Source organism: Sporosarcina koreensis, assembly GCF_001531445.1.
In the GTDB taxonomy this organism is placed as follows: Bacteria; Bacillota; Bacilli; order Bacillales_A; family Planococcaceae; genus Sporosarcina; species Sporosarcina koreensis_C.
The window spans coordinates 32,265-49,810 of sequence record NZ_LQYA01000195.1 but is presented as its reverse complement, the minus strand read 5'-3'; the positions used below and the strand labels follow the sequence as shown (position 1 = coordinate 49,810).

At 48.2% G+C, this 17,546-nt stretch carries 13 protein-coding genes; 4 read left to right on the top strand and 9 right to left on the bottom strand.

The window, feature by feature from the left end; translation table 11 throughout:
* Positions 1-3: 3 nt before the first annotated feature.
* Positions 4-864, top strand: coding sequence for a MetQ/NlpA family ABC transporter substrate-binding protein (locus tag AWV70_RS17360; RefSeq protein WP_060209756.1), 861 nt, complete (start codon positions 4-6; stop codon positions 862-864).
* A gap of 1 nt (position 865) precedes the next feature.
* A complete protein-coding gene (locus tag AWV70_RS17355; protein ID WP_060209754.1) occupies positions 866-2,062 on the top strand; it encodes a M20 family metallopeptidase in 1,197 nt (398 codons plus the stop codon).
* A 117-nt stretch (positions 2,063-2,179) separates the two neighbouring features.
* Here the strand turns inward: AWV70_RS17355 and AWV70_RS17350 are convergent, their stop codons facing one another.
* The 4 genes from AWV70_RS17350 to AWV70_RS17335 form a co-directional block, all read right to left on the bottom strand.
* Positions 2,180-3,370, bottom strand: a complete 1,191-nt coding sequence (locus AWV70_RS17350) for an acyl-CoA dehydrogenase family protein (protein WP_060209752.1) — start codon at positions 3,368-3,370, stop codon at positions 2,180-2,182.
* A 28-nt stretch (positions 3,371-3,398) separates the two neighbouring features.
* The gene (locus AWV70_RS17345; RefSeq protein ID WP_060209750.1) at positions 3,399-4,565 is read right to left on the bottom strand and encodes a saccharopine dehydrogenase family protein; all 1,167 of its coding nucleotides are present in this window, start codon (positions 4,563-4,565) and stop codon (positions 3,399-3,401) included.
* A 200-nt stretch (positions 4,566-4,765) separates the two neighbouring features.
* Positions 4,766-6,244, bottom strand: a complete 1,479-nt coding sequence (locus AWV70_RS17340; protein ID WP_060209748.1) for an aldehyde dehydrogenase family protein — start codon at positions 6,242-6,244, stop codon at positions 4,766-4,768.
* Between the two features lie 177 nt (positions 6,245-6,421).
* The gene (locus tag AWV70_RS17335; protein ID WP_060209834.1) at positions 6,422-7,951 is read right to left on the bottom strand and encodes a DHA2 family efflux MFS transporter permease subunit; all 1,530 of its coding nucleotides are present in this window, start codon (positions 7,949-7,951) and stop codon (positions 6,422-6,424) included.
* Positions 7,952-8,144: 193 nt separating this feature from the next.
* Here AWV70_RS17335 and AWV70_RS17330 point away from each other — a divergent pair, with 193 nt between their 5' ends.
* Positions 8,145-9,029, top strand: a complete 885-nt coding sequence (locus AWV70_RS17330; protein WP_060209746.1) for a TetR/AcrR family transcriptional regulator — start codon at positions 8,145-8,147, stop codon at positions 9,027-9,029.
* Positions 9,030-9,089: 60 nt separating this feature from the next.
* Positions 9,090-9,887, top strand: coding sequence for a TIGR00266 family protein (locus AWV70_RS17325; protein ID WP_060209744.1), 798 nt, complete (start codon positions 9,090-9,092; stop codon positions 9,885-9,887).
* A 178-nt stretch (positions 9,888-10,065) separates the two neighbouring features.
* Here AWV70_RS17325 and AWV70_RS17320 read toward each other — a convergent pair whose 3' ends face one another.
* The 5 genes from AWV70_RS17320 to AWV70_RS17300 form a co-directional block, all read right to left on the bottom strand.
* Positions 10,066-11,892, bottom strand: a complete 1,827-nt coding sequence (locus AWV70_RS17320) for a tetratricopeptide repeat protein (protein ID WP_082713681.1) — start codon at positions 11,890-11,892, stop codon at positions 10,066-10,068.
* 182 nt (positions 11,893-12,074) lie between these two features.
* Complete coding sequence (locus AWV70_RS17315) at positions 12,075-13,394, bottom strand: YjiH family protein (RefSeq protein WP_060209739.1); 1,320 nt, start codon at positions 13,392-13,394, stop codon at positions 12,075-12,077.
* Between the two features lie 88 nt (positions 13,395-13,482).
* Entirely contained in the window at positions 13,483-14,739 is a 1,257-nt protein-coding gene (gene hutI / locus AWV70_RS17310) for an imidazolonepropionase (RefSeq protein WP_276525651.1), read from the bottom strand.
* Positions 14,740-14,741: 2 nt separating this feature from the next.
* Positions 14,742-16,406 carry a urocanate hydratase gene (gene hutU / locus AWV70_RS17305; protein WP_060209737.1) on the bottom strand — a complete coding sequence of 555 codons (1,665 nt, stop codon included), beginning with the start codon at positions 16,404-16,406 and terminating at the stop codon, positions 14,742-14,744.
* Between the two features lie 195 nt (positions 16,407-16,601).
* Positions 16,602-17,447, bottom strand: a complete 846-nt coding sequence (locus tag AWV70_RS17300) for a pyridoxamine kinase (protein ID WP_060209735.1) — start codon at positions 17,445-17,447, stop codon at positions 16,602-16,604.
* Positions 17,448-17,546: the final 99 nt, after the last annotated feature.

Genomic DNA, 17,546 nt, shown 5'->3' with positions numbered 1-17,546 from the left:
CTAATGAAAAAAATTATTAAATCACTTGGAGTAATTTTACTGCTAACCATTCTTGCCGCTTGCGGAAAAAATGGATCCGCTAACGATGATGTTGTAGTAATTGGTGTTACTGGATCGGATGGCGAGCAATGGAATGTGCTGAAAAAATTGGCGAAAGAGGAAGGCATAACAATCGAGCTGAAAGAATTTGCGGACTACACGTTACCGAACAATGCGCTTGCCAATGGTGACATCGATTTGAATTCATTTCAGCATATCGCATTTTTAAGTCAATTTGCTAAAGAGAATAATGTTGACATCGTACCGATTGGTTCAACCGTTATCGCTCCGCTTGGCATTTATTCCGATAAGCTTGACGATATTTCTGACATCAAAGAAGGCGACAAAATCGCGGTTCCCGATGACCCTTCGAATTTGGGACGTGCTTTACGATTATTGGAAACTGCCGGCCTCATCAAATTAAAAGAAGGCACTGGACTATTCGGAGATACGACATCCATAGAAGAGAACCCTAAAAACTTGGAAATCATCCCTATGGTTGCGCAGCAAACGCCACGAGTACTGCAAGATGTCGCGGCATCTCTTATCAACAACGGGATTGCCGGACAAGCCGGATTCAACCCTATTGAGGATCCAATCTTTTTGGAAGATGGCGACAGTGAAAACGCCTTGCCTTATGTGAATGTCTTTGCAGCACGTGCGGAGGATGTACAAAACGAGACGTATTTAAAAATCATTGAGCTTTACCAATCTGAACAGGTGAAGAAAGCAATTGATGAAGAAACGAAAGGCGGTTCAATTTTATTGAACATACCGCAAGATCAGCTACTTGATACATTCGAACAATTGAAGGGGGAAGAGTAATATGACGACAACAACCAATCAAATCCACTCATTTTTAGCGGAAAACCGTGCACGCTTTGTTGAAACGAGCCTATCGATCCATGCAAAACCTGAAATCGGAAACGAAGAATATTTTGCCTGCGAGCAATTAACGACATTGCTTCGCAGTGAAGGGTTCGAAGTGGAAACAAATGTCGCCGGCCACGAAACTGCGTTTTACGCACAGTTCTCAAGTTCGAAGCCGGGTCCAACAATCGCTTATTTGGCAGAATACGATGCCCTTCCAGGAATCGGACATGCTTGCGGCCATAATATTATCGGAACGACAAGTGTCGCGGCTGCGATCGCACTTTCCAAAGAAATCGATTCTACCGGTGGAAAAGTGGTCGTCTTAGGAACACCTGCCGAGGAAGGTGGTCCAAACGGCAGTGCAAAGGGAAGTTTCGTCCGCCACGGCTATTTAAAAGATGTAGACGTTGCATTGATGGCCCATCCTTCCGGAAAAACAGGTGTAACGTCAAACTCGCTAGCCGTCGATCCATTGGATTTCCATTTTTACGGCAAGCCAGCCCATGCTTCAGGTGCACCCGAGCATGGCATTAACGCACTTGACGCAGTCATTTTACTATTCAACGGCATTAATGCACTGCGCCAACAATTGCCACAAGATGTTCGTGTACACGGCATCATTACACACGGCGGAGAGGCACCGAACATTATTCCCGAATATGCCTCAGCCAGGTTTTTTATTCGCGCGTCCACTTGGAAACGGACAGTAGAAATCGCCGCGAAAATACGGAAAATCGCAGAAGGTGCCGCACTTTCCACTGGCGCTACTGTCAAAATCGAACGCTTTCAAAATGAAGTAAAAGATTTCGTGATTACAGGCGCACTTGATCATATAGTGAAACGCCACCTCGAATCCCTAGGCGAAATCGTCCATACTGAAAAAAGAAAAGGTCTTGGATCGACAGACGCGGGAAATATCAGTTATGAAGTGCCTACTGCCCATCCATATATAAAAATTGGCGATGATGATTTGATCGGACATACCGTTCCGTTCCGCGAAGCAGCCAAATCTGATCGCGGTATGGAAGCGCTCCTGATCGGCGCAGAAGCGCTTGCAAAAACAGGGCTTGACTTACTGACAGACGCAGCACTTTTAAGCGAAGTTAAAGTAAGTCACGCGCAAGCATTGGAAGCAAAATCACAGCAGTAAAAATAGTGAACCGGCCATCCCCTTCCTTTCGGGTATTGGCCGGTTTTTTAATAGATATATGCTCATATCATCCCAATTAAAATACAATACGACGCTATGTTACTCGGCATTTTCCGTTCAGTCAAACGGCCATTCCGGCAGCATATGACTCAACTTTTTATCCTCACGGTAGCCTAATACATATTCCGCTTGCATGATCGTATGGATTTCGCGTGTACCTTCGTAGATAACCGGCGCTTTCGAGTTGCGCAGGAATCTGGCGACCGGGTATTCGTCCGAATAGCCGTATGCGCCGTGGATTTGGAATGCGTCATCAGCGGCTTTATTGGCAAAATCGCATGCTTGCCACTTAGCCAGTGATGTCTCGCGCGTGTTCCGCAATCCTTTATTTTTCAATTCACCTGCACGGTAGACGAGGAGGCGGCTCATTTGGTAACCCGCTTCCATATTGGCAATCATTTGCTGGACGAGCTGGTGCTTGCCGATCGGCTTGCCGAATGTTTCACGCTCATGGCAATATTTCACGCTTTCCTCGATGCAACCCATGATCAAGCCGACCGCGCCTGCCGCCACTGTGAAACGACCGTTATCGAGTGCGGACATGGCAATTTTGAATCCTTCACCTTCCTGACCTAACAGGTTTTCAGCCGGGATACGCATATCTTCGAAAAATAGTTCACCGGTATTGCCCGCCCGGATGCCATACTTCCCTTTGATCGCCTTCGATGAAAAGCCCGGCGTTGTGCGTTCGACAATGAATGCACTAATGCCATGGTGCTTTTTCGATTTGTCAGTATAAGCGAAAACAAGAATATGGTCTGCCACATCGCAAAGAGAAATCCAAGTCTTTTGCCCATTGATGACGTATTCATCCCCGTCTCGCACTGCAGTCGTCGCCATCGCTGCGACGTCAGAGCCCGCACCAGGTTCAGTCAGTCCGAACGCACCAATTTTCTCACCCTTCGCTTGCGGTACCAAGAATTTTTGCTTCTGCTCTTCCGTTCCCCATTGCATGAGCGTCATGGAATTCAACCCGATATGGACGGAAACCGCTGTCCGGAATGCCGTATCCCCGCGCTCCAGTTCTTCGCAGAGGATGGCGAGGGAGTTATAGTCCATCCCGCTGCCGCCATATTGTTCAGGCACGCAAACACCCATGAATCCTAAGTCCGCAAGTTTCTTCCAAATAGCCGGATCGAATCCGCCTTCCGCATCCCATCGCTGGATATGCGGCATGATTTCTTCATCAACAAACTGCCGTGCTGTTTTGCGAAGCATTTGCTGTTCTTCTGTAAATCCAAAATCCAATTCCCACAACCCCTTCCCCACTTATCGATTACACATGCGCCTCTTGCGTTCTTACCGTTTCCTCAATGTCGACACCGCGTTTTTTCATCTCTTCAATGTATTCAGCACCCGGAACGATATTCTCCGGCGGATGGACGCCACGTTTTGTAATCGTCCCGTTTCCGATCATTTGCGCAACAATCGAAATCGTATTCGCTGTCGCACGGGCCATCGCTGTTTCATTCACCGTCAGATCTTTTTTCGTCACTAGGTTGTATTCATATGTTGCCGGCATCCCGTGCGCTTCGCCGCTCACAATGACACGAAGAAGGACGGCATCCGATTTATCTCCAAGCCGCAATTGCGGTGAAAGCTGTTCCCGCATGACATCCCGCACTTTCACTTGCTTATCGCCGACCGTCACTTCATTTTCACGCGATAACAGCCCCAGATCGACAAGCAATTGGAATTTCTCGGCATGCCCTTTATACCGGATCGTCTTATATTCCAACGTTTGCACGTTCGGGAATGTCTTCGTCAATGTCGATGTGCCGCCGGATGTATGGAACGCCTCCAGTTCACCGAATTCATCGAAATGGATCGTTTCCACTTCGGATAACGAAGGGACTTCAAGAAGCTGTCCGTTCCGAATGACGTGAGATGGATCCGTGTAATGATCGAAAACCCCTTCCAATGAGAATACGACGTTGTAATTAAGCGGAGGCTCCGGCTTTACTGGGATTCCGCCTACATATAGCTTAATGCTTTCAACCTTGTCGAGCTTTCCCGCTCCGTACCCCGACAATATGTTAATCATGCCAGGTGCCACCCCGAGGTCCGGAATGATTGTAACACCCTTTGCAGCCGCCTTATCAGCCAGCGCCAATACAGCATCGGTCGCACCGCCGATATGTCCGCCAAGGTCGATGGAATGGACCCCGATTTCCACTGCAGTCCGCGCCACCTTTTCATTGAATGTGTAGAACAGTGCATTGATGACGACATCTCCAAGCGCCATCACTTCCTGCAGCTGAAGGTCATTTGTCGCGTCAAGCTGCAAGAGATCCAACTTGTCAGACATGAGCTGCTCTGCAAAATCTTCTGCCGGCTTCAAGTTCAAATCCGCCAAATATACTTTCGTTACATCATCGCTTTTTACAAGATCCCGAACTGCCTCTTTCCCCATTAAGCCAGCACCTAGTACAACCACTTTCATGTGAACATCCCCTTTTCCCAAAGATTACCCCGCATTAACTGGCTGTAAGATCCTCTGCGAGGGGTCAACAGCCACTAAATGCCCGATTGGTTCGGACCTGCAGGATGCAGGTCACAAAGGCGTCGCAACAGGACGTTGCGAACTTAGCCTTTGTTCAGCCATTCAGCGGGGAAAAGCACCCCGCTGAATGAAGTTTCACTTTACTCCGTGTCGATTTGCGCCCGTTGCAATTTTCCGCTGAAATCGACATAAATGCTCTTCCATTCCGTGAACACGTCAAGCGCCGCCACGCCTGAATCACGGTGTCCATTGCCGGTTCCCTTCGTTCCCCCGAACGGAAGGTGGATTTCCGCCCCAGTCGTCCCAGCGTTCACATAGACAATTCCCGTATCAAGATCCCGTTGAGCCCGGAACACTTTATTCACATCCCGCGAGAAGATGGAACTCGACAAACCGTACAGGACGCTGTTGTTCACTTCAATCGCTTCGTCTAGGCTGCCGACTTCAATCAGAGATACAACCGGACCAAAGATTTCCTCCTGCGCAAGTCGGCTATCCCATTTCACGTCCGTGAACAACGTCGGTTCATAATAATGACCTTTCGCCAAGTCGCCGTCCGTCAGTACATTTCCTCCCGCCAATAGCTTCGCGCCTTCCCCTTTTCCGATTTCCACATAGCTTTGGATTTTCTCCAATGCCTTGCCGTTGATGACCGGCCCGATTTTCACGGACTCGTCCAACCCGTCTCCAATCGTCAAATGCTTCATCGCAGCCAATAATTTCGTTTCCAACTCTTCCTTAACATCTTTATGCACTATGACCCGGCTGCATGCGGTACATCGTTGGCCAGCTGTTCCGAATGCACTCCAAAGGATTCCTTCCACGGCTAGGTCAATATCCGCATCATCCATGACGATGACAGCATTTTTCCCGCCCATTTCAAGCGATACTTTCTTCAAATGGCGCCCGCCTGTTTCCGCTACATGCCGGCCTGTTTCCGTCGATCCCGTGAATGAAATGACCCGGATATCGGGATGCTCGATCATCGCTGTCCCGACTTCAGATCCAGAGCCGAATACGACATTGGCAACACCTGAAGGAAGACCTACCTCTTCGAATATCTTCGCCATTTCGTAAGCCATCATCGGCGTTTCCGTTGCCGGCTTCCAAACGAATGTGTTGCCCGCAACGATTGCCGGGAATGATTTCCACGTCGCAATCGCCACCGGAAAGTTCCACGGCGTGATCAATCCTACAACCCCGATCGGTGCGCGGACGCTCATCGCGAATTTATCCTGCAGCTCGGAAGGAACCGTTTCCCCAAACAGTCTGCGCCCTTCGCCGGCCATGTAGAATGCCATATCGATCCCTTCCTGCACTTCGCCGCGGCCCTCTTCGATGACTTTCCCCATTTCACCAGTCAACACTTGCGCCAAATGCTCTTTTCGTTCCTTCATGAGATTGCCGATTGCATATAAATAATCCGCCCGCTTCGGTGCAGGAACGAGCGCCCATTTCTTCTGCGCCTCCTTTGCCGCCTTCACAGCCAGGTCCACATCTTCACTCGTCGATAAACGCACTTGCGCCAGCTCTTCCCCATTCGCCGGATTCGTGACAGCCGTATATTTCACACCCCCGCTATCCTGCCAGGAACCTCCGATAAAGTTGTTCAATTGCATGCCTTCATTTCCCCTTTCCAACACGTACTTTTTGCAACCGCTTACAATCTATCTATTTCGACATTATCCACTCGAATTCCTTCTTCTACTAAAATAAAATCTGGAAATCTTCGCAAAAAGTGAAAGGCAATTAAAGAAAAAGGTGCAGACAAGTTGTCTACACCTTAGTTCGCTAGTTTATTCATTTACCGGATTTGCTTCTCCTGAACCTTCCGCAACTGGCGATTTCATGTCTTCATATTTCGGAGGACGTACCCTTTTAACGAAGAGCGTTAAGATCAATGCGACAAGGGCAATGAACGTCGCAACCAAGAATGAATAATTGATGCCGTCCAGCATCGCCTTCAATTCGATTGCATGCTCCATAGCCGCCATTTCACCTTTATCCGTCGGAATATTCCCACTTGACGCCGCATCGTTGAAAAGGGATTCTCCCGATTTCTCCATCCGCTTAGTCATGATTGTAAGCAGAATCGCGGATCCGATTGCACCAGATACTTGCTGCAATGTATTGTTCATCGCCGTGCCATGCGGGTTGGATCTCATCGGAAGCTGATTCAATCCATTCGTCATGATCGGCATCATGACCATCGACATTCCAAACATCCGGATCGTGTATAGTGCCATCAAGTAGTAATACCCTGAATCCAATTCAAGTTTACTCAAATAATACGTCGTAACGACTGTGATTGACAGACCGATGATCGCAAGGATCCGCGCTCCGTATTTATCGAACAGCCGTCCAGTGATCGGCGACATGATCCCCATGAGAACTGCGCCCGGCAGCATTAGAATTCCTGCTTCGAACGGCGAAATGCCGCGTACTTCTTGAACGTAAAGCGGTGTCAGGATCATCCCTGAAAACATCGCCACCGACAAAACGATTGAAATGATGGATGCCAATGCAAACATCGGATATTTATATATTTTGAAGTCTAGCATCGGTTCTTCCATTCGCAATTGGCGAATGATGAAGACGATGAGCGAAATTGCTCCGATTGCAATCGTTCCATAAACAATCGGGGCCCCCCATCCTTTATCTCCAGCCGAGCTGAATCCATATAATAGACCGCCGAAACCAACGCTCGATAAAACGAGGGAGAATACATCCAACTTCACCGATGTATTCGGTGTAATATTTTTCAGCTTCCACATAGCAAAGAGAATCGTCAAAATAGCAAACGGCAACACGATTTCAAAAAGCGTGCGCCATGAATAATGCTCGACAATCCAGCCTGACAATGTCGGCCCGATTGCAGGCGCAGTGAACATGACAAGCCCAAACATCCCCATCGCCGCTCCCCTTTTCTCAATCGGGAAGGCGACAAGCATAACGTTCATCAAAAGCGGCATCATCAAAGCAGAACCCGATGCTTGGATCATACGCGACGCGACAAGCAGTCCAAAGGTCGGTGCAATGATGGCAAGAGCCGTTCCAATCGTAAATAATATCATTGCCGTCAAAAATAGCCTACGGTTCGTAAACTTCTGGACAAAGAAAGCACTTGCCGGAATCATGATGCCGTTCACAAGCATATAACCGGTCGTCAGCCATTGGACCGCTGACGGTTTCACCGCAAACTCATTCATGATAGAAGGCAAAGCAATATTCAATAATGTATTGTTTAAGATCGCGACGAACGCCCCGAAGAATAAAATCGCTATCATTCCGTAAGGAGGCTTTTCGTGCAACTTCTTTATATCCATTTCCAATAGAATTCCTCCATTCGATTTCTTGTTTCCCATACACAATTAAATAGTTTATACCTTAAGTCCAAAATGGGCAAGTAAAAAAATCGTCTCGAAATAAAAAAACATTCAACGCTGTTATTATCATGTTTTATCTGATAAAATAATTTTGTACTATGAGTCTAAAACTAAAAAATGTAGGGTGATTTAGATGAACGACCGTAAACGACAAGTCATGTTGGTCGCAAAAAAGCTCTTTATTGAGAAAGGGTTCACAGCCACTTCCGTTCAAGACATTTTGGAGGAAGCAAAAATCTCCAAAGGGACGTTTTATAATTATTTCACCTCTAAAAACGAATGCCTCATGGCCATCTTGGAAGATGCGCATAACGAGTCGGTCATCAGGAGGCGCGAACTGCTCGTTGGGAGGGATAAAAAAGATAAGGACATATTAGCCGGACAGATCCTCGTCCGGATGCAAGTAAACCGGGAATTGAATCTGCTTCCGATTTACGAGGCGGTTTTTTATTCCAATGATGAAGAGCTCCGGAATTTCGTGAAAGCGTACCACATCAGCGAGTTGAAATGGATTGCCCGTCGCCTCGTCGACGTCTATGGCGAAGAAGCCGAGCCTCATGCATTCGATTGCTCTGTCATGACACTCGGGATGATTCAACAACTGAACCACTTCTGGAAAGCCGGTTCATCCAAAGACCCAGACACCGGAAAGCTTGTCCATTTTACATTCAGAAGAATGGATGCCCTGATGTCCGATATGATTGAACAGAAGGACGTGCTGCTAGAAAATTATATGATTTCGCCTTTGGAAATGCCGGCAGGGGAGCTGAAGGAAAAACTTCTGGATGACCTTCTTTCACTGAAAAGAAAGCTGGAAGAGGCGCAGAATGAGAACTGTCTCGAATACACAGATTTCCTACTATCGGAATTGCAGACTGAAAAGCCGAGGCTATACCTCTTGGAAGCAATTGGACGTTCATTCCGCGAAGCGAGCAACGGCACGAATTTTACCGAAAGTGTAAATGAATTCCTAATCCCACTTTGGAAATATATCGATAGAAATAAAACCAATTCATGAAACTTTCGAAGACGCCCGCCGTACAATTAATCAGCAACTAAACTTTTAGGGGGGCATATTATGAACAATCACGAAATCGACTTCAAACTGTACGGGGACGATATGCAATTTGTAGAGGTGGAATTGGATCCGGGCGAAACAGTCGTCGCGGAGGCGGGTTCATTGATGATGATGGAAGACGGAATCGAAATGGAGACAATCTTCGGGGACGGCTCAGGCAGTTCCGGCGGAGGCATCATGGGCAAGCTGATGGGAGCCGGAAAACGCTTACTGACCGGGGAAAGTTTATTCATGACAACATTCACAAACGAAGGATCCGGCAAAAAGCATGCCTCTTTTGCAGCTCCGTATCCCGGTAAAATCATCCCGATGGATTTAAGCCAATATAACGGCAAGATTGTCTGCCAGAAGGATGCATTCTTAGCAGCAGCAAAAGGTGTTTCTGTCGGGGTTGAATTTCAACGGAAACTTGGCGTCGGCTTTTTCGGCGGCGAAGGTTTCATCATGCAAAAGCTTGAAGGGGACGGCATGGCTTTCGTACATGCCGGTGGAACAATCATCGAGAAAACCCTTTCTCCAGGAGAGACGCTGCGTGTCGATACAGGTTGCCTCGTCGCTATGACACAGGACGTCAATTACAATATTGAAATGGTGAAAGGAGTCAAGACGGCATTGTTCGGCGGCGAAGGATTGTTCTTCGCAACATTGAAAGGACCTGGAAAAGTGTGGGTCCAATCATTGCCATTCTCCAGACTCGCAAGCCGTGTCTTCGCAGCAGCACCGCAAACTCCAGGCGGCGGCTCACGCGACGAAGGCAGCATTGCGGGTGGATTGTTCAATATGCTTGGCGGTAAATGAATGAGAAAACCGGAACGCCTCGGCGTTCCGGTTTTTCTTGTGCTATAAACGCATAAATTTGTAAAGCCACGCATAACTGCCGCTAGACGCGCATAAATTCATGTATCGACGCATAACTGCTCCCATATGCGCATAAATCGCCAAATCCGCTCATAAACGTCAAAACTCACGCATTATCTCAATGCGCGCTATTCAACAACAGCCAAATATAGCGCGCTTCCTCTTCACTTCCCGGTTGGATGTTCATCTGTTTCGGATAGTCGATCGTCTTCGCCTTGAACGTCATCAAATGCATGACGTGTCCATTCGCTTTCGCCGCTTTTTCGAGCATTTCCCTAGCTTCTTCCGATTTCCCACCAGATGCATCATGCTCCAATTTCCAATCAAGGTATAAATATGTTGCATCACTTTGCGAACCTTTTTCATAGCGGACCATCAGTTCAGCAGCTTCGTTAAATCGCTCGGCATGGATCAAACAAGCTACTGCTTCAAAGCGCGCACCTTGATTATCCGTCGGGTTCATCCGGACGAGATCCTTGAACACATCCGCCGCTTCGTCAAATTCTCCCATTTTAAATAAATGGACGCCGTATACAAATGCGGCACGCATAAATGGCCGATTCGGGATGTTCATCCAAGGGTTTTCACCCGGCTCGAACGTCTTGCTCGCATTGCGGATCGCCTTTTCGAATAAGGTGGACGCTTTTCCGGGATCTTCTTCAATTTCTGCTGCCAGCAATAGCGCATCCGTAAGCTCCGGTGAAATTGACAATGACTTCGCAGCAAGCTCTCGCCGTTCTACCTGGCTTTCCGCGGCATACGCTTCGTATGCGAGCATTTGCGCCCTTCCTTCATCCACATTCGGTTTCCGTTCCGTTTGAACGACACCAGCCGTCGTCATCGCTGTTTCCCAAAGTCCTTTTTCTGAAGACCGCGGATCTGTACCAATGTCGTAAACAACGTTCGCCATCAGCTCGTCGAAGCTGCCCATCATTTCTTCGTATAAGGAGGACAAGTCTTCAACAAACGGCTTCATCCCATTAGCGGATGCTCCATATCGAGACACGATTTCCGTCTCTGTATCTTCCAGCCCCCTCACAACACCGAGCTTCGCACCCGTCCAAACAGCGGCGGCAACAAAATCATTTTGCGAGGCGATTTCCTGCTGGATATTCATGAAGTACGCGACCGCTAATTTGTGCATGATTTCTCTTGCATCGGCGTCTTGTCCGAGTTCACGCAACGCCACTTCCAACGCTTTCAATGCATCCAATTGCGAACGGACGAGCACTTCCTCGACCAATTCGTTCAGCGATGCCACACTTCGTTTAATGAATAGCTCATAAATAGTAAGCGCATGCGCACGAATGAATTCCTCCGCCGTCTTCCCTTCGTGGGCTTCGCGCAATTCCATGAGCGATTGCTTCGTTTGCTTGCTCCATTTCGCGAGGAACATCATCGAAGAAATCGGCGCAATCGCGTCCTCCCTTTTCCGGGGATCCCGCAGCACCGAGCCGAACATCAATGTTCCCGGGTCGACAGGCATCCCTTCATTTCGGGTGACATGATAGATTTCTTCTGTGAATAACTGACGGACTTCCAACATACCATCGTCCGCACCAATCACTTCGGCCAAAAGCATGAAAGGCTCGTCCCAAGCTTTCAACACTGAAAGCACCGTCTCGCGCTTCGCTTTTCCTAGCTGTTCCTGTATGTATTCATGCCAGCAATTCGGATTGTATACAAATAAATAAAATTCACCCGCTGCCTCTTCAATATCTTCCTTGCTCCAGCTGTCCGAAAGACGGAGAATCCATTCCCGCATCATGCGGGTCATCTCTTTTCGCTCGTCCCCTTTCGGATAATGCTCGAAGAAGTTGCCGAGGACTTGATCCAATTCTTCATTCACAATCAGCCCGACTAAATCGGGACCCTTCTTGCCACAGCATTTCTTATATTTCTTCCCACTTCCGCACGTGCAAGGATCGTTTCTGCCAATCATCATATAACCCCCTTTTGTTGCTTTCCTTCATCATATCAAACGTGGGGACGGGATGTCGCATCGCTCCACTTTTTATGAGGCCAAAAGTCCCAAAATGGCCATACATCTTGGGAAATGATCGATATATGTCGGGAAATGATTGAAACTAAAAACACCCGGGGCTTCCCGGGTGTTTCAAACTTCATCTATAGCAATAAATATGCAATTGGTGTCACAATTACGATTGTCAAAATAACTCGTTGCACCCAAATAGCAATCAGCTGCGGAATGGAAATCGGGATTTCCGTCGATACGATACAAGGCACGACTGCCGAGAAGAAGATGATCGACGAAACTGATACAACCGCAATGACAAACTTGACGACCAATGCAGATTCCACGACGAGCAATGCCGGCAGGAACATTTCCGCAATGCCGAGCGCACTCGCTTTTGCGACTAACATCGGCTCAGGCAACTGCAGTGCCCAAGTGAACGGATAGAAAATATAGCCGAGCCAATCAAAGACAGGCGTAAACTCTGCCAACACAAGCCCCAATAGACCGATGGATAGGATGGAAGGCAGGATAGCCATCGCCATCAACAATCCGTCTTTTACGTTTGCCACGATATTTTGCATGAACGTCGGTGCTTTTGAGACCGTCTCCATCGCTTCAGTCCAGGCAGTCGCGATACGCTTCCCTTCCGGCTTCGCTTCAGGCTGCGGCGTCGAACCTTCATAATACTCATTTTTAATCGAGCGCAACGGCCATAAATGTACCGTAATGGCCGTGACGGCAAATGTGACAACCAACGTCGTCCAGAAATACAAATTCCACATACTCATCAAGTCGAGCGTCTTCGCGACAACGACCATGAATGTCGCGGAAACCGTCGAGAACCCCGTCGCAATGATGGCGGCTTCCTTCGCCGTATATTTCCCTTCCTTATACACACGGTTTGTGATCAACAACCCTAAAGAATACGAACCAACAAACGAAGCAACGGCATCGATCGCTGACCTGCCCGGCGTCTTCCAAATTGGACGCATGATCGGCTGTACGAGGACGCCGATAAATTCCAATAAGCCGTACCCGACTAATAAAGCTAAGAATACCGCACCGATTGGAACTAATAATCCTACGGGAATTACTAATTTATTCAACAGGAACGGTCCCATATCGGGGTCAAATAACCATGCCGGCCCAACATTAAACACAAGCATGATGCCGACGACTAAACCAATCACTTTAAAAAACGAAAAAACCATATTTACAGTCGATTTTTTCCATGTACCCGAGACGAACGGATAGACTGCTCCGGCAAGAATGACGACCAATGCATAATACGGCAGCGCCCCACTACCATGCGTTTGAATCCATGTGACAATATGATCCAGCATGATCGAACTCTTTCCGCCAATCGTGACCGGAACAAAAAACATGAATGCCCCGATAGCGCTAAAGACGAAAAACTTCCACATACCAGGATTCGATTGCGTTTTCACTTTCTCCCCCACTTGCGCCATAAACTTTCCCCCTTCTCTCAATGTTCCAATAACTTCCGTTAAAGGAAAGCCGTGAATGAAACACCAATCTGTTCATCCACGGCTGGTCTCAACCTACGACCTGTTCTCCCTTTTTCCACACTTTATCGACATGATTCACGCCGAATAAATATTGAAGCTCCTGATAGTTCGAGATGTTCCACAAGACGACATCCCCTTGCTTGCCGACTTCGAGCGAACCGACTTTGTCCTCCATCCGGATGGCGCAAGCGGCATTCATCGTCGCCGCGACAAGCACTTCCGCAGGTGTCAACCTCATCGAGATGCACGCCAAATTCATGACAAGCGGCATAGAAGTCGTCGGTGAAGAACCTGGATTGCAGTCCGTCGAAATGGCGACTGCAACCCCTTCATCGACCATTTGCCGTCCCTTAGCAGCATCTTCGCGCAAGTACAAAGCAGTTGCCGGCAATAAACAAGCGATTACTCCCGCTTCTGCCATTTGCTTAATCCCTTCGTCAGACGCCTTCAATAGATGCTCCGCCGAAATGGCTCCGACTTTCGCCGCAAGCTCTGCTCCACCATACGACTCAATTTCGTCCGCATGAATTTTTGGAATCAACCCGAGTTTCTTTCCAGCCTCCAAAATACGCTCCGACTGCTCCGGTGTAAACACGCCAACTTCGCAGAACACATCGTTGAAAACTGCAAGCTTCTCTTCCGCAACGACAGGAAGCATGTCATTAATAATGCTATCAATATATTCATCTTCGTTGCCTTTATATTCTTGCGGAACGGCATGCGCACCCATGAATGTCGGCACAAGGTCGATCGGATGGATTTCATTCAACCGCTTCATCGTCCGCAGCTGCTTCAGCTCCGTTTCAAGATCGAGTCCATAACCGCTTTTCCCTTCGACAGTTGTGACACCGTGCTTTAGGAATGAATCCAATCTGCGCAATGTTTGCTCCACGAGTTCATCTTCTGTCGCTTCACGCGTCATCCGCGTTGTCGCATGGATGCCGCCGCCCGCATTCATGATTTCCATATACGTCGCACCCTCAAGACGCATTTCAAATTCACGCTCTCGGCTGCCGCCATAAGCAACATGCGTATGCGGATCAACGAGGCCAGGCGTTACGAGACGGCCCGTTGCGTCAATGATATCCGCTTCCGAAGCCCGCTCACTGTACTGGCGCTCCAATTCCTCGGTCGTCCCGATCGCTGCAATGACGCCATTTTCAATCCACACACTGCCGTCTTCGATAATGCCTAGTTCGGACATTTCCTTGCGTTTACGCGGCCCGTTTTCACCCGCAATTGTCGCCAGTTGTGCTGCATGTTTGATCCAGATTGGTTTCAAGATTTTCATCCTTCCATCATAGGGATGTTTACCCCTTTTTCCTTCGCTGTTTGAATCGCGAGATCATAGCCCGCATCGACATGTCGTGCGATTCCCATTCCAGGATCCGAAGTCAACACACGCTCAAGTCGCACTTCCGCTTCCTTCGTTCCATCCGCGACAATCACCATGCCCGCATGCTGGGAATACCCCATCCCAACGCCACCGCCATGATGGACAGACACCCAAGTCGCCCCCCCGACCGCGTTAATCATCGCGTTTAAGATCGGCCAGTCGGAAACAACATCCGAGCCGTCCTTCATAGCTTCTGTCTCACGGTTCGGAGAAGCAACTGAACCTGAATCGAGGTGATCACGCCCGATGACGATCGGCGCACTTAATTCGCCGCTTGCGACCATGTCGTTGATGATCTTCCCGAAACGTGCACGTTCGCCGTATCCTAACCAGCAAATCCTTGAAGGAAGCCCTTGGAACTGAATTTTTTCCTGCGCCATTCGGATCCAATTGCAAAGATGCGTATTGTAGCTGAATTCGCGTAAAATGACTTTATCCGTTTTCCGGATATCTTCCGGGTCTCCGGAAAGCGCCACCCAGCGGAAAGGTCCTTTCCCTTCGCAGAATTGCGGACGGATATACGCCGGAACGAATCCAGGGAAGTCAAAGGCCCTTTCAACGCCTTCATCCTTCGCCACTTGACGGATATTGTTCCCGTAGTCGAATGTGATAGCGCCTTTATCCATCATCTCGATCATCGCCGCAACATGTTTCGCCATCGAAGCTTTCGAACTTGTCACGTACTCATCCGGATCCGCAGCACGAAGTTCCGCCGCCTCTTCAAGCGACATGCCGGATGGAATATAGCCATTCAACGGGTCATGCGCAGACGTTTGATCCGTCAATACATCCGGATTGAACCCACGCGCAATCATTTCTGGCAATACATCCGCCGCATTCCCGAGAAGACCGATTGATAGCGCCTTCCCTTCGGCCTTCGCCTCTTCCGCTAAACGGATCGCTTCATCAAGGGAGTCCGTTTTGACATCCGTGTAGCGTGTTTCAATTCGGCGATCGATTCGCGTTTCATCGACTTCGATGCCGATGCAGACGCCGCCTGCCATCGTCACCGCCAATGGCTGCGCACCGCCCATGCCGCCGAGACCTGCCGTCAACGTGATCGTCCCTTTCAATGACTCTCCGAAATGCTGTTTCGCAAGCTCTGCAAACGTTTCATACGTCCCTTGCACGATTCCTTGCGACCCGATATAAATCCAGCTGCCCGCCGTCATTTGTCCGTACATCATCAAGCCCTTCTTGTCGAGCTCATGGAACGTATCCCAATTGGCGTAAGCCGGAACGATATTCGAGTTGGCAATCAACACGCGAGGTGCGTCTGTATGTGATTTAAAAATTGCAACCGGTTTACCCGATTGGATCAATAATGTTTCATCATTCTCAAGTTCCTTCAAAGAACGGACAATGGCGTCAAAGCTTTCCCAGTTGCGCGCCGCCTTTCCGATTCCCCCATAAACGACGAGCTTCTCAGGATGCTCCGCCACATCAGGATGCAAATTATTCATAAGCATCCGAAGCGCCGCCTCCTGTTGCCACCCCTTCGTATTCAATTCAGTGCCTGTATATTGAACGACTTTCTCCACTGTATCCGCTTTCATTTTCTGATGACCTCCCTTTCGTTACTATCATTCTATATGGAAGGTTCAGATAATTGTTTATGAATTAATTGCAAAACTATACTTTATTGACTAATCAATATTTATTTTGTGAATAATTTTGACGAATTTAATTTTCATTACTATCGAATAAAAGAGTGAACCATTTCTCGACCTACCAAGAAACAGTTCACTCTATTAAAGCAACATCCCTAAAAACGTTTCGAAATTCACACCGTCTTGGCTTATAATCCGTTCCTTCACGGTCGCTTCGATTGCGGCAGATAAAAATTTCTCCGCAAGCTCCATTGTCTCTGCGACGTCTTGGCCGCGCATCATGCCGCCCATAATGACGGATGCAAATAAATCACCCGTTCCGGAATAGCTTTTTCCGTTATATTCCTGAAGACTGTGAAAGGTGCGGGATCCTTCGATAAACATATTGCCGACGTATCTTGTTTCCGAAATAGCTGGCGGATTCAAGCCGGTAATGATGACTTTCGCGTTTGTTGACGACTGCAACTGCCGCCCCACTTCCTCAATCGCGGATAAATAATCCTCATTAGCCTGATAATTTTGCAAACTATCATAAGACAGACCCGTCAGTAGACAGCACTCCGTTACGTTAGGCGTAATGATATCCGCTCGCTTCACAAGTTCCTTCATATAGCCAATCAGCTCATCCGAAAAAACGTCATACATCTCTCCCCGATCGCCCATTACCGGATCGACAAGAAGCGTTGTCTCTTCCTTGTAAAATGTATGTAAAAATGAAAAGATATTTTCGATTTGCTCTTTGCCTGTCACAAAACCCGTATGAATGCCGTCAAAAGCAGCGCCCAACTTGCTCCACTCGTCTACAAAATGATGCATTTTAGATGTCAAATCCTCACAATAATAGCTCGGATACTCTGTTTGCGACGTCAATATGGCAGTCGGCAGCGGCACTGCCTGCACCCCCATCACGGATAAGACCGGGATAGCCGCTGTAAGCGAGCACTTTCCGAAGGATGACATGTCTTGGATGACCGCAACTTTTTTCATTAAAATTCCCACCTAACACGTCGATACTTGCACTTCCTCCATCGTACCACAAGAAGGGAAAAGCACGAATACAAAGAAACACAATTTCCTCTCCACTAT

Excerpts from the sequence above, each read along its gene's own strand:
- AWV70_RS17300 (WP_060209735.1), bottom strand. The coding sequence starts at position 17,447 with ATGAAAAAAGTTGCGGTCATCCAAGACATGTCATCCTTCGGAAAGTGC.
- AWV70_RS17325 (WP_060209744.1), top strand. The coding sequence starts at position 9,090 with ATGAACAATCACGAAATCGACTTCAAACTGTACGGGGACGATATGCAA.
- AWV70_RS17335 (WP_060209834.1), bottom strand. The coding sequence starts at position 7,951 with ATGGATATAAAGAAGTTGCACGAAAAGCCTCCTTACGGAATGATAGCG.
- AWV70_RS17330 (WP_060209746.1), top strand. The coding sequence starts at position 8,145 with ATGAACGACCGTAAACGACAAGTCATGTTGGTCGCAAAAAAGCTCTTT.
- AWV70_RS17345 (WP_060209750.1), bottom strand. The coding sequence starts at position 4,565 with ATGAAAGTGGTTGTACTAGGTGCTGGCTTAATGGGGAAAGAGGCAGTT.
- AWV70_RS17340 (WP_060209748.1), bottom strand. The coding sequence starts at position 6,244 with ATGCAATTGAACAACTTTATCGGAGGTTCCTGGCAGGATAGCGGGGGT.
- hutU (WP_060209737.1), bottom strand. The coding sequence starts at position 16,406 with ATGAAAGCGGATACAGTGGAGAAAGTCGTTCAATATACAGGCACTGAA.
- AWV70_RS17320 (WP_082713681.1), bottom strand. The coding sequence starts at position 11,892 with ATGATGATTGGCAGAAACGATCCTTGCACGTGCGGAAGTGGGAAGAAA.
- AWV70_RS17315 (WP_060209739.1), bottom strand. The coding sequence starts at position 13,394 with ATGGCGCAAGTGGGGGAGAAAGTGAAAACGCAATCGAATCCTGGTATG.
- AWV70_RS17355 (WP_060209754.1), top strand. The coding sequence starts at position 866 with ATGACGACAACAACCAATCAAATCCACTCATTTTTAGCGGAAAACCGT.
- AWV70_RS17360 (WP_060209756.1), top strand. The coding sequence starts at position 4 with ATGAAAAAAATTATTAAATCACTTGGAGTAATTTTACTGCTAACCATT.